2 protein-coding genes and 2 pseudogenes are annotated in these 5,721 nt (G+C 69.5%); all 4 read right to left on the bottom strand.

Features of this window, described 5'->3' with window-relative positions; all coding sequences use genetic code 11:
• Positions 1 to 354: 354 nt before the first annotated feature.
• On the bottom strand, positions 355 to 2,139 hold the full coding sequence (locus tag ACZ38L_RS38160; protein ID WP_465702509.1) for an IPT/TIG domain-containing protein: 1,785 nt from the start codon (positions 2,137 to 2,139) through the stop codon (positions 355 to 357).
• Between the two features lie 148 nt (positions 2,140 to 2,287).
• Positions 2,288 to 3,031 carry an IPT/TIG domain-containing protein gene (locus ACZ38L_RS38165; protein ID WP_465702511.1) on the bottom strand — a complete coding sequence of 248 codons (744 nt, stop codon included), beginning with the start codon at positions 3,029 to 3,031 and terminating at the stop codon, positions 2,288 to 2,290.
• A gap of 773 nt (positions 3,032 to 3,804) precedes the next feature.
• Positions 3,805 to 4,263 (bottom strand): annotated as a pseudogene (locus tag ACZ38L_RS38170) (transposase); the annotation flags it as partial.
• A 3-nt stretch (positions 4,264 to 4,266) separates the two neighbouring features.
• A pseudogene (locus ACZ38L_RS38175) lies at positions 4,267 to 5,406 on the bottom strand (ISAzo13-like element transposase-related protein); the annotation flags it as partial.
• Positions 5,407 to 5,721 lie beyond the last annotated feature (315 nt).

Genomic DNA, 5,721 nt, shown 5'->3' on the forward strand with positions numbered 1-5,721 from the left:
CCGAGTGGGTCGACTGGTACAACCACCGCAGGCTTCACGGAGAGATAGGCCACATTCCGCCCGTCGAGTACGAGACCAACTACTACCTGGCAACCACAAAACCCCTGGTCACAGCCATCATCTGAGCTCTCTACCGAACCCGGGGCGGTTCAGCAAGCACCCCCAGCAGGCCCAGCACTACACCGTCCACACCGAGATCCAGATCATGGAAGACGGAATCGCCTCTCGATCCCGGCACTGAACCGGGTTGCGCCGCAGGTCACAGGCTTAACGCAATGGTGTTGTCCACGAATTAACGCGGAGCAGCACTAGATGGCCACGTCCACGCCCCAGATCTTGGCAATTACTCTTCTGTCAGATGCCGGGTGGCTGGAGCTGGGTGTAGGTGAGGGTGTTGCTGGTGCCGCCGGGGGTGGTGACGGTGACCTGGACGGGGCCCGCGGTCTCGGATGGCGCGGTGGCGGTGATCTGGGTGGCGGAGACCACCGTGAACGACGTGGCCTCGGTACCGCCGAAGACGACGGCGGTCGCCCCGGTCAGGTTGGTGCCGGTCAGGGTCACCGTGGTCCCGCCCGAAGCCGGCCCCTGGATCGGCGCGAGGGCGGTGAGGGCCGGTGGGGGCACGTAGGTGTAGGTGAGGGTGTTGCTGGTGCCGCCGGGGGTGGTGACGGTGACCTGGACGGGGCCCGCGGCCCCGGGTGGCGCGGTGGCGGTGATCTGGGTGGCGGAGACCACCGTGAACGATGTGGCCGGCGTACTGCCGAAGCTGACCGCGGTGGCGTTGGTCAGGTTGGTGCCGGTCAGGGTCACCGTGGTCCCGCCCGGCACCGGCCCCTGTCCCGGTGTGAGCGTGGTGAGGGTCGGCGGGTTGAGGAAGAAGTAGGTGAGGGTATTGCTGGTGCCGCCGGGGGTGGTGACGGTGACCTGGACGGGGCCCGCGGTCTCGGATGGCGCGATGGCGGTGATCTGGGTGGCGGAGACCGCCGTGAACGATGTGGCCGGCGTACTGCCAAAAGTGACCGCGGTCGCCCCGCTCAGGTTGGCGCCGGTCAGGGTCACCGTGGTCCCGCCCGGCACCGGCCCCTGCCCCGGCGCGAGGGCGGTGAGGGTCGGGGAGGTGACGAAGTAGTAGGCGAGGCCACCACTGGTGCCGCCGGGGGTGGTGACGGTGACCTGGACGGGGCCCGCGGTTCCCGGTGGCGCGCTCGTGATGATCTGGGTGGGGGAGACCACCGTGAACGCCACCAGCGTGGTACCGAACCGGACGGCGGTGGTGTAGGTCAGGTTGGTGCCGGTCAGGGTGACCGTGGTCCCGCCCGAAGCCGGCCCCTGGATCGGTGTGAGCCCGGTGAGGGTCGGGGAGGGCACGTAGGTGAAGGGGAGGGCGTTGCTCGCGCCGCCGGGGGTGGTGACCGTGACCTGGACGGTGCCGCTGCCGGTGGGGGCGAGGGCGGTGATCTGGGTGGCGGAGACCACCGTGAACGACACGGCCGCCGAACCGCCGAAAGTGACCGCGGTGGCGTTGGTCAGGTTGGTGCCGGTCAGGGTCACGGTCCCGCCCGGCCCCAGTGCCGGGGTGAGTGTGGTGAGGGTCGGTGGGTTGAGGAAGAAGTAGGTGAGGGTGTTGCTGGTGCCGCCGGGGGTGGTGACGATGACCTGGACGGGGCCCGCGGCCTCGGGTGGTGTGCTGGCGGTGATCTGGGTGGCGGAGACCACCGTGAACGATGTGGCCGCCGAACCGCCGAAAGTGACCGCGGTCGCCCCGCTCAGGTTGGTGCCCGTCAGGGTCACCGTGGTTCCGCCCGATACCGGTCCCTGGGTCGGCGCGAGGGCGGTGAGGGCCGGTGGGGGCACGTAGGTGTAGGTGAGGCCGTTGCTCGTACCACCGGACGTGGTCACCGTGACCTGGACGGTACCGCTGCCGGTGGGGGAGGTGGTGGTGATCTGGGTAGCGGAGACCACCGTGAACGACGTGGCCTCGGTGCCGCCGAAGACGACGGCGGTCGCCCCGGTCAGGTTGGTGCCGGTCAGGGTCACGGTAGTGCCGCCCGAGACCGGCCCCTGGGTTGGCGCGAGCCCGGTAAGGGCCGGCGATGCCATCGGCGCGGCCGCTGGGTGTGAGGTCTGGGACGTGTGCATGGTGCCTCTCTGCGGGCCGACGCCGACGGGGGGCCGGTCGGCTCGTCGGGGTGTGACGGGTGAACGCCCGGGCAGAGGGCGGGGGCGCCTCTGCCCGGGCTGTCCGGTTGCCCGGGCCCGCCGGCGGGCCCGGGGCCAGGGTGTTGCCTCAGATGCCGGGGCCGGCGGTGTAGGTGAACCCACCGGTCAGCGTGGCGGAGCCTCCGGTGGTGGTGACCACGATGTCCGCCGCGCCGGCGGTCCCGGGCGGGGTGACGGCGGAGATCTCCGTGTCGGAGATGACGGAGAACGGCGCCGGGGCACCGCCGAAGGTCACCGACTGGGTAGTGGTGAGGTTGGTGCCGGGGATGGTCACCGCGGTGCCGCCGGAGGTCGGCCCGGCCGCGGGGACCGGGGTGCCGAGGGTGGGCCCGTCGACGTAGGTGTAGGAGAGGCCGTTGTTGGTGCCGCCCGCGGTGGTGACGCTGACACCCACCGGCCCGGCCGCCGTGCCCGCCGGCACCGTGACGGTCAGCTGGCTGTCACTGACCACGGTCGGGGTCGCGGACGCCGTGCCGAAGTGCACCGCGGTGGCGGTGGACAGGCCGGTGCCGGTGATGGTGACCGTGTTGCCGCCCGCGGTGACGCCGGAGACGGGGGACAGGCTGGACTTGAACGGCGCGCCGACGTAGTAGAACGGCACCGGGTTGCTGGTCCCACCCGGGGTGGTGACGGTCAGGTTGACCGTGCCGCTCCCGGCCGGGGAGGTGACGGTGATGGAGGTGGCCGTGTTGGCGGTGATGGTGCCCAGGTTGGAGCCGAAGTGCACGGCCGTGGCGCCGCTGAGGTTGGTACCGGTGATGGTGACGACCGTCCCGCCGCCGGTGGATCCCTGGTTCGGGCTGACAGGCATGACATGCCTCCTGGAGAGACTGGGTGGATGCGCGTGGAAGCGATCTGTCCTCGGCCGCAGTTCCGCATCCGCGCTCGTCAGCGGCCGGTGCGGTGCCGGTGCACCCGAGGAAACCGAGCCCGACGGCTTGGAAGCCGCCCAGCAGCCGGATCAGTCGACGTGGCCACATCGACTCCGACCCCGGAAAGGCGCCGCGTGATCTGGCACCGACACCGGGGCACTACTTCGCCCCCGGGCCGATCGGGCCGTGGTGAGGGTTGAGGGGTGGGTGAGGAGGTACGGGGCCGCCGGACGGTCGCCGTCCAGGGCACTTGGACGGCTCCGGTGGCAGCCGAACCGTGGTCGAGGAGTCCACCAGTCCCAGGTGGTGGACCCGGTCGTCCCAGGGGTGCCCATCGCGACACCGGACCCGCAACCCGCCACAGGCCGAGCGTCTTCGCCTCCGGGGGGGCGATCACCAACAGTTCGGATACATACAGCAATCCATTCGGACTACGCTGCTGACAAGAGCCCTGACGTTTTATCACTCGAACGGCGGAGCGCCCGAAGCTGGCAGTCCCGCCACGAACACGCCCCTTCGTCATCCTCGCTGTCTAGGGTCCGCCGCCGACGCCGGCGACCCAGTGAAGAACCGGCGCTGCCCATCCCTGCCACGCTCCTGCGGCCGGGACGGGCAGCCCGCCGATTCCGATACAGCCAACCGTGCAGGACGCTTCCACGGGTCAGGGCCCCGGACGAGGCAGTGTCAGCGATCTTGTGTAAGTTCCTTGGGGTTATTGGAAGCTGAGCCGGTCCTCGAAGAAGGGTGAGAACTGGTTCAGCGCCTCCTTCCAGTGTGCGGCGACGTGGTTGATGTCGCGTGCCCTGGGAGTGATCTGCTCGCGGACGGCGAGGTAGAGCACCTTCAACGCGGCCTGCTCCGAGGGGAAATGCCCGCGGTTGCGGGTAGCCTTCCGCAGCCGGGAGTTCATCGACTCCACCATGTTCGTCGAGTAGACAACCCTCCTTATAGCGGGTGGGAACGCGAGGTGGGGTGTGAACTCGTTCCAGGCCGCCCGCCAGGTGCGAACCACGGCCGGATAGCGTTCACCCAGCTCGGAGGCGGCCAGCTCGCTCAGGGCCTGCTCGGCGGCCTGCTCGGTCGGCGCGGTGTAGATCGCCCGCAGGGCCGGCGCCAGCTTGGCGTGGTCCTTGCCCGAGGACAGCCGCAGCGAGGCGCGGATCAAGTGGAGCCGTCAAGAAACAACATGGTGGTCCTGTGCTCGTGTCGTGGTCAGGAGGTCGGCTGCGGTGGCGTGTCGTCGGTCAGTGGGGGCGATGGTAAGGCCGTGGGCGTCCAGGATGGGGAGGACGTCGTTGATCGCGTTCCATAGGGTGCTTCGGCAGGCTCCGAACAGTTCGGCGAGGACGTCGAGGCTGCAGATGCGGCGCCGGTAGAGGATCGTGGCGAGGATCCGGTCGCCGTCGGTGATCTTCTGCCGGAACACGCCGGCGCGGGTTCCGGGCCGGCGGTCGCCGCCGCGCTGTCGGTGGCGGCGCTTCTCGATCGCGGCCGCGTAGGGCACGATCAGTTCTTCGAGCAGGGCGTGCAGGGCTTGGCGGCTCATGCCGGTCACGGCCGGGGCGGTGAGCGCGTGGCGGCTCGGCTCCGCCGGCATGTGCTGGTCCGGGGCGGCTTCGGCGATGAAGGCCCGCAGGTCTTGGGCGCGGGCGAAGTAGCGTGCCACGGTCGGTGTGATGCTGATCTTGTGCTCGTCCAGTAGTTGCCGGGTGGCCTTGATGGCTTGGCCGATGGTGACGGGGTTGATCCCGAGCAGGTCGCACAGCACCTTCTGCGGGCAGACCTGCCGCAGGTAGATCACGGTTACCAGGACCTCGTCGGAATCCGAGAGCGGGGATCGGCTGCGGCCGGTGGTGGCGACCCGCCTGCCGCCACGGAGGACGTAGCGGCGTTGTTCGGCCCGGGCTGCCTGCTCGGGCGCCAACTGGGTGATCAATGCGGCGAGTTCTGCATCTGCCATGCCGGTCAGGCGAGGGTCGGCCAGCGTCCGCAGGGTAAGGGTGCGGGCGGCGGTGCGTTCGTCGGCGCCCTGCGGACCCGAGTTCGCGGTGTCGCTGCCGGTCGGGGTGATGCTGTAGTTCCAGGCCACGCGCTGGTCGTGGGCGGTGATCGGCAGGGCCTGCAGCTGTTCGCGGCTGACCTGGATGCCGGTCGGGTAGGAGCCGTGGTCGAGGGCGGCCTCGATCCGCAGCCCTGCCGCCGTAGTGGTCGCCGCGATGGTGTTCAGGACGACCTCGTGGCTGGTCAGCGGTTTCCCGCGCCAGTTCATGGTGACGTGGGAGAACAGCCGGTGCTCGATCTTGTTCCACTGTGCGTCCAGAAGACGGGGTTGATCGTGTTAGGTGATTGACCGTCAGTCGTAAGCTCGTCGTCGCTTGCCGGTGCAAGTCCGGTCCGGGTAGCTGCCGGGAGGCCCGGTAGCAGGCTGGCGGCATCGAGGGGAAACGCCCGGTGTCGAAGCCCAGCGTCAAAAGCCCTTCAAAGGGGGAGCAACCGAGCGGTCCGTAGCATCAAGCGAAGCCTGCCGCGTCGTGAGAGTGCGGTTCGCGCCGTAATGCCGGGTTTGGCGTCGCTCGATGGGGTGACATTGGGGCATCTCTGCCGGTCAGGCATTCGAGATTCGCTTGAG

Source organism: Kitasatospora sp. NPDC024654, from assembly GCF_055559155.1.

What these genes read in the sequence shown, in the direction of transcription:
- ACZ38L_RS38160 (WP_465702509.1), bottom strand. Translation starts at nt 2,139, where the DNA reads ATGCACACGTCCCAGACCTCACACCCAGCGGCCGCGCCGATGGCATCG.
- ACZ38L_RS38165 (WP_465702511.1), bottom strand. Translation starts at nt 3,031, where the DNA reads ATGCCTGTCAGCCCGAACCAGGGATCCACCGGCGGCGGGACGGTCGTC.